The sequence below is a fragment of the Demequina mangrovi genome (genome assembly GCF_000759715.1).
GTDB classification, from domain to species: domain Bacteria; phylum Actinomycetota; class Actinomycetes; order Actinomycetales; family Demequinaceae; genus Demequina; species Demequina mangrovi.
Map to the genome: position 1 here is coordinate 13,782 of NZ_BBLU01000008.1, position 22,043 is coordinate 35,824.

17 protein-coding genes are annotated in these 22,043 nt (G+C 71.1%); 4 read left to right on the forward strand and 13 right to left on the reverse strand.

Annotation, left to right across the window (positions count from 1 at the left end; all coding sequences use genetic code 11):
• Nucleotides 1-28: 28 nt before the first annotated feature.
• Nucleotides 29-595 carry a TetR/AcrR family transcriptional regulator gene (locus TR42_RS08620; RefSeq protein ID WP_042214954.1) on the reverse strand — a complete coding sequence of 189 codons (567 nt, stop codon included), beginning with the start codon at nucleotides 593-595 and terminating at the stop codon, nucleotides 29-31.
• Between the two features lie 180 nt (nucleotides 596-775).
• Here TR42_RS08620 and TR42_RS08625 point away from each other — a divergent pair, with 180 nt between their 5' ends.
• A complete protein-coding gene (locus TR42_RS08625) occupies nucleotides 776-3,385 on the forward strand; it encodes an MMPL family transporter (RefSeq protein ID WP_042214957.1) in 2,610 nt (869 codons plus the stop codon).
• A 93-nt stretch (nucleotides 3,386-3,478) separates the two neighbouring features.
• On the opposite strand, the gene TR42_RS08630 is transcribed toward TR42_RS08625, so the two are convergent.
• The 5 genes from TR42_RS08630 to ftsE all read right to left on the reverse strand — a co-directional run bounded on the left by TR42_RS08630 (nucleotide 3,479) and on the right by ftsE (nucleotide 8,977).
• Nucleotides 3,479-5,293, reverse strand: a complete 1,815-nt coding sequence (locus tag TR42_RS08630; protein ID WP_042214958.1) for a DUF2207 domain-containing protein — start codon at nucleotides 5,291-5,293, stop codon at nucleotides 3,479-3,481.
• Between the two features lie 60 nt (nucleotides 5,294-5,353).
• Nucleotides 5,354-5,824 (reverse strand): SsrA-binding protein SmpB, encoded by a 471-nt coding sequence (gene smpB / locus TR42_RS08635; protein WP_042214960.1) that lies wholly within the window; start codon nucleotides 5,822-5,824, stop codon nucleotides 5,354-5,356.
• A 74-nt stretch (nucleotides 5,825-5,898) separates the two neighbouring features.
• A complete protein-coding gene (locus TR42_RS08640) occupies nucleotides 5,899-7,380 on the reverse strand; it encodes a M23 family metallopeptidase (protein ID WP_052405869.1) in 1,482 nt (493 codons plus the stop codon).
• Nucleotides 7,377-8,288, reverse strand: a complete 912-nt coding sequence (gene ftsX, locus TR42_RS08645) for a permease-like cell division protein FtsX (RefSeq protein WP_042214962.1) — start codon at nucleotides 8,286-8,288, stop codon at nucleotides 7,377-7,379. The genes TR42_RS08640 and ftsX overlap by 4 nt, the downstream gene beginning before the upstream one ends.
• The gene (gene ftsE, locus TR42_RS08650) at nucleotides 8,285-8,977 is read right to left on the reverse strand and encodes a cell division ATP-binding protein FtsE (protein WP_042214963.1); all 693 of its coding nucleotides are present in this window, start codon (nucleotides 8,975-8,977) and stop codon (nucleotides 8,285-8,287) included. The genes ftsX and ftsE overlap by 4 nt, the downstream gene beginning before the upstream one ends.
• Before the next feature lie 187 nt (nucleotides 8,978-9,164).
• Here ftsE and TR42_RS08655 point away from each other — a divergent pair, with 187 nt between their 5' ends.
• Complete coding sequence (locus TR42_RS08655) at nucleotides 9,165-9,590, forward strand: DUF1801 domain-containing protein (protein ID WP_042214965.1); 426 nt, start codon at nucleotides 9,165-9,167, stop codon at nucleotides 9,588-9,590.
• Here TR42_RS08655 and prfB read toward each other — a convergent pair.
• The 3 genes from prfB to adhE form a co-directional block, all read right to left on the reverse strand.
• On the reverse strand, nucleotides 9,587-10,705 hold the full coding sequence (gene prfB, locus TR42_RS08660) for a peptide chain release factor 2 (RefSeq protein ID WP_042214967.1): 1,119 nt from the start codon (nucleotides 10,703-10,705) through the stop codon (nucleotides 9,587-9,589). The two genes, TR42_RS08655 and prfB, sit on opposite strands and share 4 nt — an antisense overlap.
• Nucleotides 10,706-10,761: 56 nt before the next feature.
• Nucleotides 10,762-11,019, reverse strand: coding sequence for a hypothetical protein (locus TR42_RS15325; protein ID WP_042214968.1), 258 nt, complete (start codon nucleotides 11,017-11,019; stop codon nucleotides 10,762-10,764).
• Between the two features lie 229 nt (nucleotides 11,020-11,248).
• Nucleotides 11,249-13,966 carry a bifunctional acetaldehyde-CoA/alcohol dehydrogenase gene (adhE, locus tag TR42_RS08670; RefSeq protein WP_042214970.1) on the reverse strand — a complete coding sequence of 906 codons (2,718 nt, stop codon included), beginning with the start codon at nucleotides 13,964-13,966 and terminating at the stop codon, nucleotides 11,249-11,251.
• 319 nt (nucleotides 13,967-14,285) lie between these two features.
• On the opposite strand from adhE, the gene TR42_RS08675 reads away from it, so the two are divergent.
• Nucleotides 14,286-15,281 (forward strand): SLAC1 anion channel family protein, encoded by a 996-nt coding sequence (locus tag TR42_RS08675; protein ID WP_042214972.1) that lies wholly within the window; start codon nucleotides 14,286-14,288, stop codon nucleotides 15,279-15,281.
• A gap of 288 nt (nucleotides 15,282-15,569) precedes the next feature.
• Here TR42_RS08675 and TR42_RS08680 read toward each other — a convergent pair whose 3' ends face one another.
• The 4 genes from TR42_RS08680 to gabT form a co-directional block, all read right to left on the reverse strand.
• Nucleotides 15,570-15,989, reverse strand: coding sequence for a rhodanese-like domain-containing protein (locus TR42_RS08680; protein ID WP_042214974.1), 420 nt, complete (start codon nucleotides 15,987-15,989; stop codon nucleotides 15,570-15,572).
• A 168-nt stretch (nucleotides 15,990-16,157) separates the two neighbouring features.
• Nucleotides 16,158-17,522 carry an NAD-dependent succinate-semialdehyde dehydrogenase gene (locus TR42_RS08685; RefSeq protein ID WP_042214976.1) on the reverse strand — a complete coding sequence of 455 codons (1,365 nt, stop codon included), beginning with the start codon at nucleotides 17,520-17,522 and terminating at the stop codon, nucleotides 16,158-16,160.
• A 43-nt stretch (nucleotides 17,523-17,565) separates the two neighbouring features.
• Nucleotides 17,566-19,032, reverse strand: coding sequence for an NAD-dependent succinate-semialdehyde dehydrogenase (locus tag TR42_RS08690; RefSeq protein ID WP_042214978.1), 1,467 nt, complete (start codon nucleotides 19,030-19,032; stop codon nucleotides 17,566-17,568).
• On the reverse strand, nucleotides 19,029-20,393 hold the full coding sequence (gabT, locus tag TR42_RS08695) for a 4-aminobutyrate--2-oxoglutarate transaminase (protein WP_042214981.1): 1,365 nt from the start codon (nucleotides 20,391-20,393) through the stop codon (nucleotides 19,029-19,031). Before gabT ends, TR42_RS08690 begins: the two co-directional genes overlap by 4 nt.
• Nucleotides 20,394-20,484: 91 nt before the next feature.
• Here gabT and TR42_RS08700 point away from each other — a divergent pair, with 91 nt between their 5' ends.
• Nucleotides 20,485-22,008 carry a PucR family transcriptional regulator gene (locus tag TR42_RS08700; protein WP_042214983.1) on the forward strand — a complete coding sequence of 508 codons (1,524 nt, stop codon included), beginning with the start codon at nucleotides 20,485-20,487 and terminating at the stop codon, nucleotides 22,006-22,008.
• The last annotated feature ends 35 nt before the right edge of the window (nucleotides 22,009-22,043 follow it).

Here is a 22,043-nt window from a genome sequence, read left to right on the forward strand (position 1 = left end):
CGACACCGCCCAAGCCGCCGTTCCGGCCTCAAGCCTCGGCGCGCTCACCCAGCCCCGGGAGACCGAGCACGATGCTCCAGATCCAGGCCGCGGCGACCGCCGCGGGCGGGCGGTCCTCCATCGCGAGCCACTCGCCCATGACGCCGAGCACCAGGCCGGTCATCCCGGCCGCGACCACGTCGACGGGGAGCTCCTTGCGCACGAGCTCGTCGACCTCGGGCGCGAGCCCGCGGATGGCCTGCCGGCTGCGCGCCCTGAGGCGCGTGAGCACCGCGCCGTAGCCGGGTTCGGTGAAGACGCGGTGGTAGAGGTCCGCGTGGACCTCGACGTGCTCGAGGAAGGTGACGAGCGGCGCGGGCGGCGCGTCGCCGAGCACCAGCCCGTCGAGGCCCGCCTCCGCGTCCCCGGCGACCACGTCGAGCGCGTCCGCGAGCAGCGTCTCCTTGTCGGAGTAGTGCTGGTAGAACGTGCTGCGGTTGACGCCGGCCCGTGCGGCGATGTCGCTCACCGACACCTCGTCGACGCCGCGCTCGCGCGCGAGCTCGACCAGCGCCTCCTGGAGGCGCCGACGGGTCCTGGCGATGCGTGCGTCCACGCCGCGATTGTGGCACCTCGACACGCCGTTCACCAACAGATAACCAACAGTTGTCGAAAAACAGTCCGATGTGTCCTACACTGACCGCAGGCGCGACACCGGCCCGGGACCCCTCCCGCGCGGCCGCAGCGCCGGGCATCGTCGCCCTTCCCCGGTAACCCGATGAGAAAGGCTCCCCCTGTGGCGCACCTCCTCTACCGCATCGGCCGCGCGTCGGCGATGCGGCCGATCGTGGCGATCCTGGCGTGGATCGTCACGCTCGCCGTCGCCGCCGGCGGCTTCCTCGCCTTCGGCGGCACCCTGACCGACAGCTTCTCCATCCCTGGGCTCGAGACCGAGAAGGTCACCGACCAGCTCACAGAGGAGATCCCTGAGCTCGCCGGCGGGTCCTCGCGCGCGGTCTTCCAGACCGAGAGCGGCGAGCCCTTCACCGACGAGCAGAAGCAGCAGGTGAGCGACGCGCTCGCCGCCGCCGCCGAGCAGACCGGCTCCGTCACCGGCGTGATCGACCCGTTCGCCACGCAGCAGCAGCTCGAGGAGCAGACCGCTCAGCTCGAGGCCGCGCCGCAGCAGATCGCCGACGGTCGTGCGCAGCTCGAGGAGGCCCAGGCCCAGCTCGACGCCGGCCAGGCGCAGATCGACGCCGCCCTCCCCGAGCTCGAGGCCGCGCAGGAGCAGCTCGACGCCGGGCAGGCCCAGCTCGACGCCGAGATCCAGCAGGCGAAGGACGCGGGAGCCTACGAGCTCGCCGCGGCGCAGTTCGAGGCCGCCCAGGCGGAGATCGACGCGAACCAGCAGATGCTCGACGAGAGCCTCGCCGAGCTCGAGTCGAGCCAGGCGGAGATCGAGGCCGGCCAGGAGCAGATCACCGCCGGCCTCGCGGAGCTCGAGGCGCAGGAGGCGCAGCTCGCGACCGGCGCCGAGGTCGCGGAGGCCGCGGCGAACATCCGGTCGGTCTCGGAGGACGGCACGACCGCGCTCGGCCTCATCCAGTTCGACACGAACGTCTACGAGGTGGTCCAGGAGGACAAGGACGCGGTCATCGCGGACGTCCGTGCCGCGACCCCCGAGGGTCTCACGGTGAACTTCTCCGCCGACATCGCGACCTCGGTCGAGGGCGTCATGGGTGCGGGCGAGGTCATCGGCGTGCTGCTCGCGTTCGTGGTCCTCATGGTGATGATGCGCGCGATCTGGCCCGCCCTCATGCCGATCGTCACGTCGGTGCTCGGCGTCGGCGTCGGCGTCGCCACCGCGCTCGCCTTCTCCGGTGTGGTCGAGATGTCCTCGGTCACCCCCGTGCTGGGCGTGATGCTCGCCCTCGCGGTCGGCATCGACTACTCGCTGTTCATCGTCAACCGCCACCGCCAGCAGTACACGCGCGGGATGGACCTCCACGAGTCCATCGGCCTCGCGAACGGCACGTCCGGCAACGCGGTGGTCTTCGCGGGCTCGACCGTCATCGTGGCGCTGCTCGCGCTCAACATCACGGGCATCCCGTTCCTCGGGATCATGGGCACCGTCGGCGCGTTCGGCGTCGGCATCGCGGTGCTGGTCGCCGTGACCCTGACCCCCGCGGTGCTGGGCCTCATCGGCCACCGCGTCCTCGGCAGGAAGGCCCGCGAGACCCGCGGCGCCGCCGAGCACGCCGAGGCGCCCATCGAGCCGATGCGCACCGGCTTCGCGCTGCTGCGCTTCTTCGGCGCCGTGGTCGCGCTGCTCATCATCGCGATCCCCGCGCTGTCGATGCGCCTGGGCCTTCCCGACGGCACCCAGGAGCCCACCGACTCCACGCAGTACATCGCGTACAAGACCGTGGACGAGAAGTTCGGCGAAGGCGTCAACGGCACGCTGCTCGTCACGGCGGAGCTGCCCGAGGCCGTCGCCGACGAGGAGCTGCTCGCGGCCCAGGCCGACGTCGTCACCGTCCTCATGGAGAACGACGACGTCTCGGCCGTGGCCCCTGCGGGAGCCTCCGAGGACAACGGCTTCCTCGCGTTCCAGGTCATCCCCAAGGAGGGCCCGGGCAGCGAGTCGACCGTGCAGCTGGTCGAGGACCTCCGCGAGCTCTCCCCGCTCGAGGACGGCACCGTCATCGGCGTCGCCGGCGAGGCATCCGGCAACATCGACGTCTCGCAGAAGCTGGACGAGGCGCTGCCGCTCTACCTCGCGATCGTGGTCGGCCTGTCGATCATCATCCTGGTGGTGGTGTTCCGCTCGCTGATCGTGCCGCTCATCGCGACGCTCGGCTTCGTGCTGTCGCTGTTCGCGGCCTTCGGCGTGGTGACCGCGGTGTTCCAGTGGGGCTGGCTCGGCTCGCTCTTCGGCGTGCACGACCCGGGTCCGATCCTCAGCTTCCTGCCGATCATCCTCACGGGCGTCCTGTTCGGCCTCGCGATGGACTACCAGCTGTTCCTCACCACCGGCATGCGCGAGGCCTACGTCCACGGCATGGACGCGCGCCGCTCCGTGGTCGCAGGCCTGCGCCACGGCCGCGCGGTCGTCACGGCCGCCGCGATCATCATGGTCTCGGTGTTCGGCGGCTTCGTGTTCTCGCACATCGCGCTGATCCGCCCGATGGGCTTCGGCCTCGCGATGGGCGTGCTGTTCGACGCCTTCGTGGTCCGCATGGTCATCGTGCCGTCGCTCATGCACCTCGTGGGCGAGAAGGCCTGGTGGCTGCCCGGCTGGCTCGACAAGATCCTGCCCAACGTGGACGTCGAGGGCTCCGCGCTCGAGCGCGAGCACCCCGTGCCGCACGCGGAGGACGAGGCGGAGGCCGCCAAGGCCTGACGCCCTCGGACGCGCAGAAGGCCCGCATCCCCTCGGGGGTGCGGGCCTTCTCGTCTTCCCGGGGAGCCGGGCGCCCCGGGAACGATGCGCGGGTCACCAGCCCCCGCCGCCGCCTCCCCCGCCGCCACCGCCGGAGAAGCCCCCGCCGCTCGAGAAGCCGGACCCGCCCGAGCTGCCGGGAGTGGGCGCGCTGATCGCCGCATCGGCCATCGCCGTGAACTCGCTCATGCGGTGCCCGAAGCCTGCCGCATGCGCCCAGAACAGCCCGTAGCCGAAGCCGTAGCCGCGATACCAGGTGGGCTCCGCGAGCCTCACGCCCTGGGCCGCGAGCTGCTCGAACTTCTTGGACCACTGCTCCGCGTCCCCGAAGGCGATCGCGTAGGGCAGGTAACGGCTGAAGAGGTCGTGGCCCTCCTCGAAGCGCAGCTGCTCCGCCTCCGCGGTGCGCAGGTAGAGCTCGAAGCCGCGCGTCTGCGCGAGCACGCGGCTGCCCTCGGGCGTGCGCGCCGGTGCGACGGCGGTGGTCGCGAGCACCACCAGGCCCACCAGCACCAGGGCGACGGGGATGAGCGCGATCGAGGTGCCGAGCACCGCCGCCGCGATCGTCGCGAACACCCCGGCGACCACCAGCGCGATCCCCGCGCCGGCCCACGCGCCGCGCGCGTGAGTCGGGTTCGAGCGGAACCAACCGGCGTTGGTGACGTTCCGGTAGAGCTGCGCCTGGACCTTCGCGAGGTCCGCGTGGAACGTGGTCTTGAGGTCGCCGAGCGTGACGCGGTCGCGCCCCTCGAACATCGCGTCGAAGAGCATCTGCTCGTAGGGGTACAGCGCATCGTCCGCGTCGCGCTGCTTCACCAGCGCGTAGTCGTCACCCTCGAGCGCCTCGATCACCAGGTAGCCGCGCACCGCGAGGTCGACCATCGTCGCCGTGACGTCGCGGACGTCGGCCTTCTCGTCGACGAGCGTGCCCAGCTGCCCGGGTCGCAACCCGTCCGGCGGGGCGAAGGCCACCGCGACGGGTGCGCGCTTGTCGCGCTTGCGCACCGCGGCGGCCTCTCCCCCGGCCGGGCCCACGCCCGGCGTGAAGTCGGCGTACTCGAGGTCGGCGCCCGCGTTGCGGATCCGGCGCACCACCAGCGCAAGGCCGCTCAGGAGGATGAGGAGGAAGCCGCCGACCGTCCAGCCGTTGATGCTGAACGCGTGCGCGAGCTCGTTGCTCTCCCGCAGCACCGGCTCCGTCGCATGCGTCCCCGCGGGGTAGGCGACCGCGACGGACATGGGCTCTCCCGGCTCCAGCGCGGACTGCGTGAACTCCGCCTGGCCGCCGGAGGACGTCGCCGAGTCGCAGGCCGCCGTGCCGCCCACGGGCCCCGCGAAGCACCTCGTGTCGGTGACATCCGCATCGTCCGTCACCGTCACAGAGATGTCGGAGATGGGCGTCCCCCACGAGTCGCCGATCGCGTTCCAGTAGAACTCGTCGCCGGCGTCGGTCGAGTTCATGACGTCGTGGACGGTGTACGTCAGCACGTAGGTCTGGACGCCGGCGACGTCGTCGATGCCCTCGTCGCCCACGCGGACCACCAGCCAGTCGTCGCCCTCCTCGAGGTAGACGTTCGCCGGGGCGCCGCTCGGCGACGAGGCGTCGACGTCGGTGACGTCGTAGACACGGTCGTAGGTGTCGTCGTAGCCCTGGCGGACGGGCAGCGTCCAGTACGGCCCGTGGCCCGGGTCGTTCCCGAAGTCGAAGTCGATCTCGACGGTCACGTCGGCGGAGCCGTCCGGCTGCACCGCGTAGATCGCGTCCCACCGCTGGACGCTGCGGCCGCCGTCGGGCGCGGCCGCGTGCGCCGTCGCGGGCACCAGGGCGGCTAGCAGGGCGGACAGCAGGATGCGGACGATGCGGGCCATGGGCCCATCATGCCGAAGCCGCAGGCGCCCCGGAGACCGGACGCGCGCATCGTCCCCGCGTCAGCGGTTGATGCCGCGCTGGGTGCCGAAGGTCCGCTCGGCCTCCCGCTTGTCCTGCTTCTCGCGCAGGGCCTGGCGCTTGTCGTGCTGCTTCTTGCCTCGCGCGACGCCGATCTCGAGCTTGGCGCGGCCGTCCAGGAAGTACAGGCGCAGCGGGATGATCGTGTGACCCTTCTCGCGGGTGCGCTGCTGGAGATCCTCGATCTCGTGCGTGTGCAGGAGGAGCTTGCGCTTGCGCTTGGGCGCGTGGTTGGTCCACGTGCCCTGCGAGTACTCGGGGATGTGGATGTTCTCCGCCCAGGCCTCGCCGCCGTCGATGTAGATGTAACCGTCGCCGATCACGGCGCGGCCCTGACGGAGCGACTTCACCTCGGTGCCGGTGAGCACGATGCCCGCCTCGAGGACGTCGTCGATGAAGAAGTCGTGGCGCGCGGCGCGGTTGGTCGCGATCACCTTGATGGCGTCAGCCATCGCTCACCTCCTCATCGGCTCGGACAGCCCGGGACCGGGCACGGCCCACCAGTCTACCGGCCCGCTCGGACGGCTCAGCCGATGTACTTCATCGGGTCGGTGGTGTCGCCGTTGATGTACACCTCGAAGTGGAGGTGGCACGCGGCCGAGGTGCCCGTGTTGCCCGAGTAGCCGAGCAGCTGGCCCTTGGTGACGTACTGGCCGTAGCTCACGGCGTAGCTCGACAGGTGGTTGTAGCTGCTCATGAGCGACTTGCCGTTGTAGTAGCCGTGGTCGACGAGCACCGAGTTGCCGAGCCCGCCCTGCCAGGTGGCCCACTGGACCTGCCCGGCGCGCGCGGCGTAGATCGGGGTGCCGCAGTAGGCGCGGATGTCGGTGCCGGCGTGAAGGCGCCAGTAGTGAAGGATCGGGTGGAAGCGCATCCCGTAGCTCGACGTCACGACGTGGTACGGCGAGGGCCAGCCGAGGACGCCCTTGGTCGAGGTCGAGGTCGACCCGCCGGAGCTCGACCCGCCTGAGCTCGACGAGCCTCCCGAGCTGGAGGAGCCGCCCGAGCTGGACGAGCCGCCTCCCGACGCGGCCTCCTCGGCGGCCTTCCGAGCCGCCTCCTCCTCGGCCGCCTTCCTCGCCGCCTCCTCTGCCGCCTTGCGCGCGGCCTCCTCGGCGGCCTTGCGCGCGGCCTCCTCCTCGGCGAGCTTCTTCTTGACGAGGTTCTTGATCTGGTCGCGGACGGCCTCCTGCTTGGCCTCGAGCTTGCGCTGCTTCTCGAGCTCCTCGGCCTTCTTCTCCTCGAGCTCCGCCTTGATGGCCTCCTGCTCAGCGATGAGCTCCTCGAGCGCGGCCTTCTTCTCCTCGGCCTTCTTCTGCAGGCGCTCCGTCTCGACGACGAGGGCGTCGGCCTCCGCCTTGAGCTCGACGATGTACTCGCGGACGGCCTCCTGCCGCGCACCGCGGTTGCGGTTGACCGCCGCGATCTCCTCGACGTCGGCGAGCGCGTTGGTCTGGACCCGCGACGCGTTGTGCTCGGCCGCGAACTTGTCGATGAACTCCTGCGATGTGCTGGCGCCGAAGACCAGGCCGAGCGCCTCGTCGTCGCCCACACCCTGGTACTGCGCCCGTGCGAGGGCGGCGACGATCTCCTCGAGCTCGAGGATGCGCTCCTCGTCCGCCTCGATCTGGTCGCTGATGGCCTGGTCCTGCGCCTCCGCCGCCGCGAGCTTGTCGGCGGTGAGCTTCTGCTGCAGCAGCGCCTCGTCGACCTTCTCGTTGGCCTCGTCGAGAGCCTCCTGGGCCGCGGGGAGCTTGGCCTGGGACGCCTTGAGCCGCTTCGCAGCCTCGACGATCTCGGCGCTCGTGTCCTCGAGCGCGGCCTCGAGGTCCTCGAGCTCCTGGTCGTAGTCCGCCTGCTGGTCCTTGGCCCGCTCGATGTCGTCGTCGTAGCTCGACGCGTAGCGGACGCCGGACTCGGCGCCCGCGCCGGACACGACGGTGCCCGTGACGAGCGCGACCAGCATCGTGGCCGTCGCGGCGATGAGCGGTGCGCGAAGACGTCTCATGCGCGGGTGTACCTCCCGAGCGTCACGAGCGAGGCCACGGCGGCCAGCCCGACGGCGATGACCAGCAGCCACGGCGCGACGTTCCACACGTCCGAGGTGCCGATGTACTGGACCCAGGTGACCGAGCTCTTCAGCCAGTCGTCGATCATGTAGCGCACGCCGAAGAACAGCCCGCCGATCGCGAGCAGCGCGCCGGCGGTCGCGGCGACGGCCCCCTCGAGCATGAACGGCATCTGGATGAGCGAACGCGACGAGCCGACCATCCTCATGATCTGGGTCTCGCGGCGCCTGCTGAGCGCGCTGAGCCGGATGGTCGTGGTGATGAGCAGCATGGCCGCGACGAGCATGACGGCCGCGAGCGCCGCCGCGATGATGGTCGCGGCGTTGAGGAAGCGGAACAGCTCGGAGAAGATCTCACGCTGGTCGCGGACCACGTCGACGCCGGGGAGTCCCTCCGTGGCATCGGCCACCACCTGGTACTTCTCGGGGTCGGCGAGCTTGACGCGGAAGCTGGGCTGCATCTGCTCGGGCGTGAGCGAGGACCAGATCCCCTGGTCGTCGTTCGCGACGAACTTCTCGTACGCCTCGTCGCGCGACTCGTAGTAGACCTTCTGGACGAGGTCCTGGAGCGCGCCGTCCTCGAGCACCGCGCGGATGTCCTCCTCCTGGGCGACCGTGACGGACCCCTCGGCGCACTGCTCGTTCCGGGAGCTCTCGGGGCACAGGAAGATCGAGATCTCGACCTTGCCGTACCAGTCGTCCTTGAGCTGGTCGATCTGCATCTGCGTGAGCGCGGCCGCGCCGACGAACATGAGCGACACGAAGGTCACGAGCACCACGGACAGCGCCATGGTCGTGTTGCGGCGGAGGCCGTTGAAGACCTCGCCGAAGATGAACCGGAGCCTCACACGCGCTCCAGCCCGTAGACGCCGCGGTCCTGGTCACGGACCAGCTCGCCGCCGCGCAGCTCGATCACGCGCTTGCGCATCTGGTCGACGATCTCGTCGTCGTGCGTCGCCATGAGCACCGTGGTGCCCGTGCGGTTGATGCGGTCCAGGAGCCGCATGATTCCGACGGACGTGCCCGGGTCGAGGTTTCCGGTGGGCTCGTCGCACAGCAGGATCGGCGGGTGGTTGACGAAGGCGCGCGCGATCGCGACGCGCTGCTGCTCGCCGCCCGAGAGCTCGTGCGGCATGCGCCGCTCCTTGCCCGACAGGCCCACCAGCTCGAGCATCTCGGGCACGGTCGACTGGATGTGATGGCGGTTCTTGCCGATCACCTGAAGCGCGAAGGCCACGTTCTGGTAGACGGTCTTGTTCGGCAGCAGGCGGAAGTCCTGGAAGACGGCGCCGATCTCGCGGCGCAGGTGCGGCACGCGCCAGGCGGAGAGCTTGTTGAGGTGACGGCCGGCGACGTAGATGTCGCCGCCGGTGGGGCGCTCCTCGCGCAGGATCAGCTTGAGGAACGTCGACTTGCCGGAGCCCGAGGAGCCGACGAGGAACACGAAGTCGCCGCGCTCGATCTCCACGGAGACGGAGTCGAGCGCGGGACGGGCGCCCCGCTTGTAGACCTTGGTGGCGTTGTCGAGTCGAATCATGAGTGCTGCGCGCGCGAGGGGTAGGACCCGCGCCACCTCAGCATGGTAGGAACGGCCGGAGGGGGTCCTGGGGAGGCGCGCCGCGTCCGGCGTGTCCGGTTAGTCACCCGGTGACAGTTGACGATGCGCCAAGGTCCTCGCGCGCGCCGGGCGTAGCCTGGTCGGGCCGTCTCCGGGGAGGTGCGCCATGACGGACGATGACGAGGTCCCGGCGGTCACCGCGGCCGCGCTGCTCGACCATCCCGCGCCCGTCCGCGAGCGCCTGCTCGCGCTCCGCAGGCTGGTGCTCGACGTCGCCGCCTCCACCGGCGAGGCTGGTCCCGCGGTCGAGACCCTCAAGTGGGGACAGGCGAGCTTCCTGCCCTCGGGTCCGCGCGTCGGCACCCCCGTGCGCCTCGACCGAGTGCGCGGCACCGACGACGTCGCGGTGCTCGTCCACTGTCGGACCACGCTGGTCGACGAGTTCCGCCACCGGCACGGAGCCAGGTTCCGCTACGACGGCACCCGCGCCATCGTGCTCTCCGCCTCCGAGCCGATCCCTGAGGACGAGCTGCGCGGCTTCGTGCGCGAGGCGTTCTCATACCGCCGCCGTGAGCGGCGGGCGTCGACCTAGGCCTGCTCGGCGGCCTTCTGCTCGGCGCGGCGCCAGCGGATGCCCGCGTCGATGAAGCCGTCGAGGTCGCCGTCGAAGACGATCTGCGGGTTGCCCACCTCGTAGCCGGTCCGCAGGTCCTTGACCAGCTGCTGGCCGTAGAGGAAGTACGAGCGCATCTGGTCGCCCCAGCTCGCCTTGATGTCGCCGGCGAGCTCCTTCTTCTGCGCGGCCTCCTCCTCCTTCTTGAGGAGCAGCAGGCGCGACTGGAGCACGCGCATCGCGGCCGCGCGGTTCTGGATCTGCGACTTCTCGTCCTGCATCGAGACGACGATGCCGGTCGGGAGGTGGGTGAGGCGCACCGCGGAGTCGGTGGTGTTGACCGACTGTCCGCCGGGGCCCGACGAACGGAACACGTCGACCTTGATCTCCGACTCGGGGACCTCGATGTGGTCGGTCGACTCGATCTGAGGGATCACCTCGACCGCGGCGAAGGACGTCTGGCGCTTGTCCGCCGAGCCGAACGGGCTGATGCGCGCGAGGCGGTGCGTGCCCGCCTCGACCGACAGCGTGCCGAAGGCGTAGGGCGCGTTGAGCTCGAAGGTCGCGGACTTGATGCCCGCGCCCTCGGCGTACGAGGTGTCGAGCACCTTGGTGCCGTAGCCGTGACGCTCGGCCCAGCGCAGGTACATGCGCAGCAGCATCTCGGCGAAGTCGGTGGCGTCGTCGCCTCCGGCGCCCGAGCGGATGGTGACGACGGCGTTGCGCTCGTCCCACTCCCCCGTCATCAGGGTGCGGACCTCCATCGCGGCGAGGTCGGTCTTGAGCTTCGCGAGCTCCGCATCGGCCTCGGCGAGGGTGTCCTCGTCCTCGCCCTCGGTGCCCAGCTCGACCAGCACCTCGAGGTCGTCGATGCGCGAGCCCATGCGGCTCACGCGCTCGAGCTCGGAGTTCGCCTGGCTCAGCTGGCTGGTGACCGCCTGCGCGTTCTCCTGGTCGTCCCAGAGGTCGGGCGCCGCGGCCTGCTCCTCCAGCTCGGCGATGCGCGCCTTGAGCCTGGTCGGGTCCGTCACCGCCTCGATCTGGGAGAAGGTCGAGCGGAGCTCCTGGATCTCGGTCGCGAAGTCGGTGGCCACGAGGGTCAAGTCTAGTGGCGCGCGGCCGGGACCTCGCGCGGGGCCGGCGTCGCGGGTCAGCCGCCGGTGACGGCGTCCTTGACGTCCTCGGCCTTCTGCTTGAGCTCGTCGGCCTTCTCCTGGGCGTCCTCGACCTTCTGCTGGACCTCGTCGGCCTTCTGCTCGAGGTCGTCCCTGAGGTCCTCCGCCTTCTCGATCGCGTCGCGCGCGCCGGCGGTGGCGTCCGTGATCGCGCCCTTCGCGTCGTCGCAGCCCGAGAGCAGGGCCGCGAGCACGGCGGCGGAGACGGCGGTGGCGGCGAGGCGTGCGTTCATGGCGCCCATCATGGCAAAGCCCTCGACCGATTCCCAATGACACATGTGACGCGAGTGCTCTCACGTGATCGCTGTGGCTGGCGCCGCCTTCACACCGGACTCGACCTGTCACATCGGTCATCGGGATTCCCCCGCACCGGGGACGACACAGGGCCCCGACACCGGGTGGGTGTCGGGGCCCTGAGGGAGGGACCCTGAGGCGGATCGCCTCGGGAGCCAGCTTTTCGGGTCAGGCCTTCTTCGCAGCGGCCTTCTTGGCGGGAGCCTTCTTCGCCTCGGCGACGATGGCCTCGGCCTTGCGGTTGGCCTTCACCTCGTCCCAGGTGATGCCGTAGTACGCGGCCTCCATCATCACCTTCATGTCCTCGAGGATCGGAAGGCGCGGGTTGGCCGGCGCGCACTGGTCGGCGTAGGCGTTCATCGCGAGGGTGTCGAGCGAGGCCATGAACTCCGCCTCGTCGACGCCGAGCTCCTTGAACGACTTCTCGACGCCGCACGCGGTGCGCAGGTCCTCGACGGCCTTCGCGTAGGACTCGACGCCCTCCTCGGGGGTCGAGGCCGGGAGACCGAGGTGCTTCGCGATCTCCTGGTAGCGCTCCGGCGCGACGTAGGACTCGGCCTTGGGCCACGACGCGGGCTTGGTCGGAACCTTGCCGTTGTAGCGGATCACGTGGGGCAGGTACACCGAGTTGGTGCGGCCGTGCGCGATGTGGAAGGTCGAGCCGGTCACGTGCGACATGGCGTGGACCAGGCCCAGGAAGGCGTTGGCGAAGGCCATGCCGGCGATGGTCGCGGCGTTGTGCATCTTCTCGCGGGCCTTGACCGCCTGGCCGCCCTCCTGCACCGACTGGGGCAGGTACTCGAAGACCATCTTGATGGCCTGGAGGCACAGGCCGTCGGTGTAGTCGTTCGCGTAGACCGAGACGAAGGCCTCGGTGGCGTGGGTCAGGGCGTCGAGACCGGAGTCCGCGGCGACGCGCGCCGGGAGGTTCGCGGTGAGGACCGGGTCCACGATCGCGACGGTCGGCGTGAGCGCGTAGTCGGCGAGCGGGTACTTGCGGCCGGTCTCCGGGTCGGAGATCACGGCGAAGGGCGTCACCTCGGAGCCGGTGCCCGACGTGGTCGGGATGCAGACCAGCTTGGCGAGCTCGCCCAGCTTCGGGAACTGGAAGGCGCGCTTGCGGACGTCGAAGAACTTCTCCTTGAGGTCCGCGAAGTCGATCTGCGGGTGCTCGTAGAGCAGCCACATGACCTTCGCGGCGTCCATCGGCGAGCCGCCGCCGACCGCGATGATGGTGTCCGGCTTGAAGGCGCGGAGGGTCTCGGCGCCCTTGCGGACGGTCGCGACGCTCGGCTCGGGCTCGACGTTGTCGATGATCTGCACGGAGACCGGGTTCTCGCGACGGTTGAGGACGTCGAGGACCTTGTCGACGATGCCGATGCGGGTCATGGTCGCGTCGGTGACGATGGTGACGCGGTTGACGCCGTTCATGTCGTGCAGGTACTGGATCGCGTTCGGCTCGAAGTACGTCTTCGCCGGAACCTTGAACCACTGCATGTTGTTGTTCCTCCGGCCGATGCGCTTGACGTTGATCAGGTTCACCGCGGTGACGTTGTTCGACACCGAGTTGTGGCCGTAGGAGCCGCAGCCGAGGGTGAGCGAGGGCATGAAGGCGTTGTAGATGTCGCCGATGCCGCCGTGTGACGAGGGCGAGTTCACGATGATGCGGATCGCCTTGCAGCGCTTGCCGAAGTCCTTGATCAGGGCGTCGTCGGTCGCGTGGATCGCGGCCGAGTGGCCGAGGCCGTGGAACTCGACCATGCGCTCGGCGTAGTCCAGGCCCTGCTCGGTCGACTCGGCGCGGAGGACCGCGAGCACCGGGCACAGCTTCTCGCGGGTGAGGGGCTCGCTCTCGCCGACGGTCGAGACCTCGGCGAGGATGATCGAGGTCTCGTCCGGCACGGAGAAGCCGGCCTGCTCGGCGATCCACTGCGGCGACTTGCCCACCACGTTCGGGTTGAGCTTCGCACCGGCGCAGTTCTGGCCGTCCGCGGTGACGCCGAAGATGAACTCCTCGAGCATCTTCTTCTCGGCCGGGGTGACCTTGTAGGCGTGGAGGCGGTCGAACAGCGACATCGCCTTGTCGTAGATCTCGGCGTCGAGGATGACGGCCTGCTCCGAGGCGCACACCATGCCGTTGTCGAAGGCCTTCGAGATCACGAGGTCGTTGATCGAGCGCTCGAGCACCGCCGACTTGTGCACGTAGGCGGGGACGTTGCCCGCGCCGACGCCGAGGGCCGGCTTGCCGCACGAGTACGCGGCCTTGACCATCGCGTTGCCGCCGGTCGCGAGGATCAGCGCGACGCCGTCGTGGTTCATGAGCAGGTTGGTCGCCTCGAGCGAGGGGGTCTCGACCCACTGGATGCAGTTCTCGGGCGCGCCGGCCTTGATGGCGGCGTCGCGCACGATCTTGGCGGCGGCGACCGACGACTGCTGCGCGCTCGGGTGGAACGCGAAGATGATCGGGTTGCGGGTCTTCAGCGCGATGAGCGACTTGAAGATCGCGGTCGAGGTGGGGTTGGTGACCGGGGTCACGCCGGCGACGACGCCGACGGGCTCCGCGATCTCGGTGATGCCCTTGATCGGGTCCTCGTTGATGATGCCCACGGTCTTCATCGGGCCCATCGAGTGGGTCACGTGCTCGCACGCGAAGATGTTCTTGACGGCCTTGTCCTCGAACACGCCGCGGCCGGTCTCCTGGACCGCGAGGACGGCGAGCTCGCCGTGCTGGTTGAGGGCGGCCACGGAGGCCTTCTTGACGAGGAGGTTGACGTCGTCCTGCGTGAACACGCTGTACGCGTCGAGCGCCTCCTGAGCGTTGGCGACGAGCTTGTCGATGGCGGTCGCGACGTCGGTGGTCGCGCTCTCCGAGACGGTGGTAGTCATCTTTGTCTGGCTCCTAGTGACGGGTGCCGGCCCCCTCCGGGCCTCGATCCCCATGACCATCACGCTAGGTGCCGCCTCGGCGCGTTGCTCGGGGCAGAGGTCCCGGGGACCATAGGCCCACTACCAGGCATTTTATACCCTGCGGGGTATCCCGAACAGGTATTTCAGGCGCGCCGAGAACGGCCGATGCAGCGTCGCACCGGCCCGCGAAACGGTGCGGATCGGTGCTGACACGGCGGCGTGGGATGGACCTGCATGCGTCGAGTGCCAGACTGGGCGCATGCACCCCGGGGCATCCCGACGCGCACGAGGAGGATCCATGACCGCCGGCACCCCCGCATCGTCCGCCACCACCGACGCGGACCGCAGCCTCGCCCATCTCCCCGTGGGCGTCTTCGCGATCGCGATGGGCGCGGGCGGCACGTCGGCCGCGTGGTACCGGTTCGAGGAGGCCTTCGGCCTCTCGCTGCCGGTCAACGACATCCTCGCGGGGCTCGGTCTCGTCATCGTGGCCGCAGCGACGATCGCCTACGGGCTCAAGGCGGTGCGCCATCCGCGCGCGACGGTCGCGGAGTGGTCGCACCCGGTCAAGGCGGCGTTCGTGGCGACCCTCCCGGTCGCTCTCATGGTGCTGTCGACGGCCTTCCTGCCGATCTCCGAGGGCGTCTCGGCGGTGCTGTGGTGGCCGGGCGCCGTCATCCAGTTCCTGGTGACCGTGCTCATCATGCGGACCTGGATCGCGGACGCACGGATCCAGCCGGTCCACGTGCATCCGGCATGGTTCATCCCGATCGTGGGCAACCTGGTCGCGCCGCTCGCGGGCGTCGCGCACGCGCCGGCGGAGATCTGCTGGTACTTCTTCGGCGTCGGCGCCGTCTTCTGGCTCGGGCTGCTGCCCGTGGTGCTCGGACGCCTGTTCCTCGAGGGCATCATGCCGTGGCGCCTCGCGCCGACGCTCGCGATCCTCGCCGCCCCGCCCGCGGTCGCCTCGCTGTCCTGGGTGCGCCTGGGCGGCGCGTGGACGGACCCCATCGCGATGATGCTGCTCGGCGTCGTGGTCTTCCAGCTCGCGCTGCTGGCCTCGCAGGCGAACTTCCTGCTCAAGGTGCCCTTCGCGGTGAGCGCGTGGGCCTACACGTTCCCGCTCGCCGCCTCGGCCTCAGCGCTGCTCGGCGCGTACGAGGCGGGCGCGACGGCCTTCGCGGCCTGGATCGGCGTCGCCACGCTCGCTGTGGTCTCCGCCATCGCGATCGGTCTCGGCTGGCGCACCGTGGTCGCGATCGCACGCGGCGAGCTGCTCACCGCCGAGGGCTGACCGGGCGGGACAGTCACCACGCTTCTTCGCGCGCGGCTGCATCGTGCGGGACCGTCATCTGCGCTGCGCCCGGCGCGGGTCAGATGAGCGTCCCGCCCGACGCACGGGCGGCGACAGAAGCATGGTGAGCGTCCCGGTCACGACGGTCACGACGGTCACGACGGTCACGACGGTCACGACGGTCACGACGGTCACGACGGTCACGACGGTCACGGCGAGGCCGCCGGCCGCGGTGACCGCAGGGGCTGCCGGCCACCCCGAGTCGCCAAGGCGGCCGGCAGGAACGGGTCAGCCGGTGACGACCTCGCCGCCCCAGGCGCCGATGCCGCCCTCGAGGCCCACGGTGCCCTCGACGCCGTCGGCCGCCATCTGGTCGATCGCGGCGCGCGAGCGGTTGCCCGAGCGGCAGTAGACCGCGTAGTCGCCCTCGGGGTCGAGGGTCGCGACCTCCGAGTCGAAGGCCGAGCCGGAGACGTCGATGTTGACGGCGTCGGGCAGGTGGCCCTGCGCGAACTCCTCGGGCGTGCGGACGTCGATCACCACGACGCCGTCGGTCGCGACGGCCTCGGCGAAGCGGTCGGCGGAGACGTGCGAGCCGTCGAAGGCGACGGGGCCGGACTCCTCGGCGGCGCCGGTCGAGCAGGCGGCGAGGGTCGAGGCGAGGACGATGGCGGTGGCGGCGATCGCGCCGCGTCGGATGCTGATCATGCGCGACAGCATACCCCAGGGGGTATATGTCTCGACAGCCCCGCGCCCCGCCGCTGCATGAGTGCCGGGAACACCACGATCCTGGCATCCATGCAGCACCGGGAGTCCGTACATGACGAAGCCCGGCGGCCGCCCTGGAGAGAGTGGGGGCAGCCGCCGGGCCACGGGTCAGGCGATGCGGATGAGCTTCTTGTTGACGAACTCGTCCGCGGCGAGCAGGCCCATCTCGCGCGAGGTGCCGGAGCGCTTCACGCCGCCGAAGGGCAGCTCGGGGCTGTCCGCGAGCACGCAGTTGACGTAGACCATGCCGGCCTCGATCGCATTCGCGATGCGCTCAGCCTGCTCGGGGTCGGTCGTGTAGACGTACGAGCCCAGGCCGAAGGCGGTGTCGTTCGCGAGCGCGATCGCCTCCTCCTCGGAGGTCACCTTGTACACGGCGGCCGCGGGCCCGAAGAGCTCCTCGCGGTACACGTCCATGTCCTTGGTGACACCCGTGAGGACGGTCGGCTCGTAGAACGCGCCGTCGCGCGTGCCGCCGGCCACGAGCGTCGCGCCCTGCTCGACCGCCTTGGACACCTGCGCGTCGAGGCGCTCCGCCGCCGCGAGCGACGAGAGCGGGCCGATGACGCTCTCCTCCGCGAACGGATCGCCCGCGGTGCAGGCCACCATCGCGGCGGTGAACTTCTCGAGGAACTCGTCGTAGAGCGAGTCGATGATGATGAAGCGCTTGGGCGCGTTGCAGGACTGACCCGAGTTGTCCATGCGGGCCTCGACCGCGCCCTCGACCACGGCGTCCAGGTCATCGGTCGACAGCACGATGAACGGGTCCGAGCCTCCCAGCTCGAGCGCGACCTTCTTGAGGTGCTGACCCGCGAGCGACGCGACGGCGGAGCCGGCGCGCTCCGAACCCGTGACCGAGACGCCCGCGATGCGCGGGTCGGCGATCATCGTCGCCGCTTGCTCGTTCGAGGCGTAGACGTTGACGTAGACGCCCTCGGGGAAGCCCGCGTCGCGGTAGATCGCCTCGATCGCCGCGGCCGACTCGGGGCACTGCGGCGCGTGCTTGAGCACGATCGCGTTGCCCACCACGATGTTCGGCGCCGCGAAGCGTGCGACCTGGTAGTAGGGGAAGTTCCACGGCATGATGCCGAGCAGCGCGCCGAGCGGGCTGCGGCGGATCACCGCGGTGCCCTCGCCCAGGATGTCGATCGGGGTGTCGCCCGTGACCTTCTCGGCGTTGTCCGCGTAGTACTCGGTGATGTCGGCGGCGAAGTCAACCTCGCCCAGCGCGTGCGAGAGCGGCTTGCCCATCTCGCGCACGATGATCGCGGCGAGCTCCTCGCGGCGCTCACGGTGCAGCTCGGCGACGCGGCGCACCAGCGCGGCACGCTCCTCAACCGTGGACGAGCGCAACCACCCCCGGTACGCGCCGTCGGCCGCGGCGAGCGCGGTCTCGACGTCCGCCTCGGACATCGTCGGGTAGTCGGCCAGGCGCTCGCCGGTGGCCGGGTTCACTACTGCGTAGCCGGACATGAATCTCCTTGCGTTGCGGGTGGTGGATGGACGATGCGGCGGGTCAGCCCGCCGGGATCAGGGTGTACTTGGTCGACAGGTACTCGTGGATGCCCTCGAGTCCGCCCTCGCGGCCGAGCCCGGACTGCTTGACCCCGCCGAAGGGCGCGGCCGCGTTCGAGACCACACCCGCGTTGAGCCCCATCATGCCGGTGTCGAGGCGGTCGATGAGGCGGTGGCCGCGGGCGAGGTCCTGCGTGAAGGCGTACGAGACCAGGCCGTACTCCGTCGCGTTCGCGAGCGCGATCGCCTCCTCCTCGGTCTCGAAGGTCGCGATCGCGAGGACCGGCCCGAAGATCTCGGTGGAGAGGATGTCCGAGCCCGGCTGGACCCCCGTGAGGACGGTCGGCTGCACGAAGGAGCCGGCGCCGTCGAGCGCCGCGCCGCCGGTGGCGACGGACGCACCCTTCGCCACCGCATCGTCCACGAGCGCGAGCGACGTCGCGACCGCGCGGTCGTCGATGAGCGGGCCGATCTGCACGCCGTCCTCGGTGCCGCGGCCCACCGTCATGGCGGCGACGCGCTCGGTCACGCGCCGCGCGAACTCGTCCGCGACGGAGGCGTGGACGATGAACCGGTTGGCGGCCGTGCACGCCTGGCCGATGTTGCGGAACTTCGCGAGCAGCGCGCCCTCGACGGCCTTGTCGAGGTCCGCGTCCTCGAAGACCAGGAACGGCGCGTTGCCGCCGAGCTCCATCGACACGCGCAGCACGCCGTCGGCGGCCTGCTTGAGCAGCGCGCGCCCCACCTCGGTCGAGCCGGTGAAGGACAGCTTGCGCAGGCGCGGGTCGGTGAGGATCGGCTCGGAGACGGCCCCCGACCGCGACGTGGTGATGACGTTGACCACGCCCGCGGGCACGCCGGCCTCCTCGAGCACCGACGCGAGCAGCAGCGTGGTGAGCGGGGTCAGCGCCGCAGGCTTGACCACCACGGTGCAGCCGGCCGCGAGAGCCGGCGCGATCTTGCGGGTCGCCATCGCGAGCGGGAAGTTCCAGGGGGTGATGAGGTAGCAGGGACCCACGGGCCGCTGCGAGACCACCATCGTGCCGGTGCCCTCGGGGTTGGGGCCGAAGCGCCCCGTGACGCGCACGGCCTCCTCGGAGAACCAGCGCAGGAACTCGTTGCCGTACGCGACCTCGCCGCGCGCCTCGGCGAGCGGCTTGCCCATCTCGAGCGTCATGAGCAGCGCGAAGTCCTCGGCGCGCTCGCGCACCAGCTCGAAGGCCTTGCGGAGGATCTCCCCGCGCACGCGCGGAGCGGTCGCCGCCCACGCGTCCTGCGCGGCGACGGCGGCGTCGAGGGCGCGCCGCGCATCGTCCGGCGTCGCGTCGGCGATGCTCGCGAGCACCTCGCCGGTCGAGGGGTCGGTGACGTCGAGCGTCCCGCCGGACGATGCGGCGGTCCACTCCCCCGCGAGGAACAGCCCGGTAGGGACGGAGTCGAGCAGCGCCCTCTCGGCCGCGGCCGTCATGCCGCGACCTCCGCCGCGAGCGCGGCCGCGACCACGTCGAGCCCCTCGGACAGCAGCGCGTCGCCGATGGTGAGCGGCGGCAGGAAGCGCAGCACGTTGCCGTACGTGCCGCACGTGAGCACGATGACCCCGTCCGCGATGCAGCGCTGCGCGATGGCCCCGGCGAGCGCGGCGGCGGGCGCCTTGGTCGCGGGGTCGACCAGCTCGATCGCGATCATCGCGCCGAGCCCGCGGATGTCGCCGATGCGCGGATCCGAGGCCTGCATGGTCTCGAGGCGGGCGAGCATGAGCGCCTCGATCTCGCGGGCGCGGTCGGACAGGTCCTCGGTCTCGAAGACCTCGATGCTGGCGAGCGCGGCCGCGCATGCGATCGGGTTGCCACCGTAGGTGCCGCCCAGTCCGCCGACGTGGGCGGCGTCCATGATCTCGGCGCGTCCGGTGACCGCGGCCAGCGGCAGCCCGCCGGCGATGCCCTTGGCGGTGGTGACCATGTCGGGGACGATCCCGAAGTGCTCGGAGGCGAACATCGCCCCGGTGCGCGCGAAGCCGCTCTGGACCTCGTCCGCGATGAGGATCACGCCGTTGGCGGTGCACCATGCCGAGATGGCGGGGAGGAAGCCCTCGGCGGGGACGATGAAGCCGCCCTCGCCCTGGATCGGCTCGATGATGACGGCCGCGAGGTTGTCGGCTCCCACCTGCTTCTCGATCACCGAGATCGCCTTGGCCGCCGCCTCGGGGCCGGTGAGGCCGTCGCGGTACGGGTAGGACATGGGCGCGCGGTAGACCTCGGAGGCGAACGGTCCGAAGCCGCTCTTGTAGGGCATCGACTTCGCGGTGAGCGCCATCGTGAGGTTGGTACGGCCGTGATACGCGTGGTCGAACGCGACGACGGCCTGGCGCTCGGTCGCCTTGCGAGCGATCTTGACCGCGTTCTCGACGGCCTCGGCGCCCGAGTTGAAGAGCGCGGACTTCTTCTCGAAGTCTCCGGGGGTGAGGCGGTTGAGCGCCTCGGCGACCGCGACGTAGCCCTCGTAGGGCGAGACCATGAAGCACGTGTGGGTGAAGGCGGCCGCCTGGCGCTGGACCGCCTCGACCACCTTGGGGTGGGCGTTGCCCACGGAGGTCACGGCGATGCCGGAGCCCAGGTCGATGAGCGAGTTGCCGTCCGCGTCGGTCACCACGCCCCCGCCGGCGGCGACCGCCGCGATCGGGGCGGTGTGGCCCACGCCTGCCGCGACCGCGGCGGCCTTGCGCGCCAGCAGCTCCTGCGAACGGGGTCCGGGGATGGCGGTGACGAGCCGGCGCTCCTGCGGGAGGGCCGGGCCGCCGGCCACGCCGGCGTCGATGTCGAGGGAGGTCATGAGGGCGACGCTAGACCTCCGCCCTCGCCCACGCACTCGCCGCCATGTACAGGCTGTTGCCTTGCGCTATCCGCGGTGGCAGGCTCATGCCATGGCGTCACCGACCATCCGCGCGCTGCTCGCGCGACCCGAGCTCCACCTCCGCCTCACGGCCCCCGAGGACGACGTCGCCCCTGGTGCGCTCGACGCCACGGTCCGCTGGGTGCACAGCTCGGACCTCGCGGATCCGACGCCGTTCCTCGCGGGCGGCATGGTGCTCCTCACCACGGGGACGCAGTTCCGGGACGCGGGCGACGATCCGAAGCCGTACGCGGCGTACGTCCGCCGGCTCGCACGCTCGGGGATGCTCGGCCTGGGCTTCGGGACCGAGGTGGTGCGGAACGGCGTGCCCGAGGCGCTGATCGACGCGTGCCGCGAGGCGCGGCTGCCGCTGTGGGAGGTGCCGTACGACACCCCGTTCATCGCGCTCGCGCGCGCCAACGCCGAGGCGCTCGCCGCCGTCGCGTACGAGCGCCGCACCTGGGCGCTCGACGCTCAGCGGGCCGTCGCGGTCGCGGCCCTGCGTCCCGACGGGCTGCGGTCGATGCTCGCCGAGCTGTCGCGTCGGCTGGGCGCGTGGGTCGGCCTGCTCGACGGCGACGCGTTGCTCCACGAGCACCCGGGCGGCGGGATCGACGCCGCGAGCGTCGAGGCGTTGCGGCAGCATGCGGCGGGGATGCTCGTCCGCGGGGTCCAGTCGACGTCGGGTCTCGAGGTCGAGGGGCACGGGTACCACCTGCAGACCCTGGGTCAGCGGGGCCGCCTGCGCGCCGTGCTCGCGATCGCCCAGGCGGACCTCGACGAGCAGCACCGCGCCGTGGTCACCACGGTGGTGGCGATGGCCGCGCTCGCGCTCGAGCAGCGTCAGGACCTCGAGCAGGCCCGCGACGCCCTCGGGGCGGGGGTGCTCGCGGCGCTGGTGCGCGGGGACGTCGCGCTCGCCGCGGACGTCGCCCGCGCCTCGGGCTCTCCCCTGCCCGCCGCCCCGGTCGTGGTCGCCGTCGCGGACCAGCGGCTCGCGGAGGCGGGCGGCGTGGGGCGGTGGCTCGACGCGCGCGGCGTGCCGCTGCTGCACGCGACCGACCACGGCGACCTGGTGATGGTGCTCGCGGAGGAGGACGCCGCGGTGGTCGACGAGCTGGTGCTCCGTCACGGCGGCGCGGCGGGGCTGTCGGGACCGGTGGGGCTCGAGGGCGTCGCCGACGCGCTGGGCCAGGCGCGCACCGCGCGAGAGCGGCGACTCGCCCCCGTGACGCGGTTCGCCGACCTCTCGGGCGCCGGCGTCCTCGCGCTGCTCGACTCGACCGAGGCGCGCGTGGTGGCGCAGGCGGCGCTCGACCCGCTGGTGGCGCACGACGCGCGGCACGGCACCGACCTGGTCGCCACCGTCGCGGCGTGGTTCGACGCCGACTGCGCGCACGACGCGGCGGCGCGGACGCTCGGCGTGCATCGTCACACCGTGCGCGCCCGGCTCACGGCCGCGCAGGAGCTGCTGGGCCAGGACCTCGCCACCGTCGCCGGGCGGGCCCAGGTGTGGGCGGCGCTGCGCGCAGCGGGCCTGCTCACCGGGGCCTGATCCCCCACGCACCCGGAGCCACGAGCCACCCTCCA

Coding starts and splice junctions, on each gene's coding strand:
- TR42_RS08630 (WP_042214958.1), bottom strand. CDS start 5,293: ATGGCCCGCATCGTCCGCATCCTGCTGTCCGCCCTGCTAGCCGCCCTG.
- smpB (WP_042214960.1), bottom strand. CDS start 5,824: ATGGCTGACGCCATCAAGGTGATCGCGACCAACCGCGCCGCGCGCCAC.
- TR42_RS08640 (WP_052405869.1), bottom strand. CDS start 7,380: ATGAGACGTCTTCGCGCACCGCTCATCGCCGCGACGGCCACGATGCTG.
- ftsE (WP_042214963.1), bottom strand. CDS start 8,977: ATGATTCGACTCGACAACGCCACCAAGGTCTACAAGCGGGGCGCCCGT.
- TR42_RS08655 (WP_042214965.1), top strand. CDS start 9,165: ATGACGGACGATGACGAGGTCCCGGCGGTCACCGCGGCCGCGCTGCTC.
- TR42_RS15325 (WP_042214968.1), bottom strand. CDS start 11,019: ATGAACGCACGCCTCGCCGCCACCGCCGTCTCCGCCGCCGTGCTCGCG.
- adhE (WP_042214970.1), bottom strand. CDS start 13,966: ATGACTACCACCGTCTCGGAGAGCGCGACCACCGACGTCGCGACCGCC.
- TR42_RS08675 (WP_042214972.1), top strand. CDS start 14,286: ATGACCGCCGGCACCCCCGCATCGTCCGCCACCACCGACGCGGACCGC.
- TR42_RS08680 (WP_042214974.1), bottom strand. CDS start 15,989: ATGATCAGCATCCGACGCGGCGCGATCGCCGCCACCGCCATCGTCCTC.
- TR42_RS08685 (WP_042214976.1), bottom strand. CDS start 17,522: ATGTCCGGCTACGCAGTAGTGAACCCGGCCACCGGCGAGCGCCTGGCC.
- TR42_RS08690 (WP_042214978.1), bottom strand. CDS start 19,032: ATGACGGCCGCGGCCGAGAGGGCGCTGCTCGACTCCGTCCCTACCGGG.
- gabT (WP_042214981.1), bottom strand. CDS start 20,393: ATGACCTCCCTCGACATCGACGCCGGCGTGGCCGGCGGCCCGGCCCTC.
- TR42_RS08700 (WP_042214983.1), top strand. CDS start 20,485: ATGGCGTCACCGACCATCCGCGCGCTGCTCGCGCGACCCGAGCTCCAC.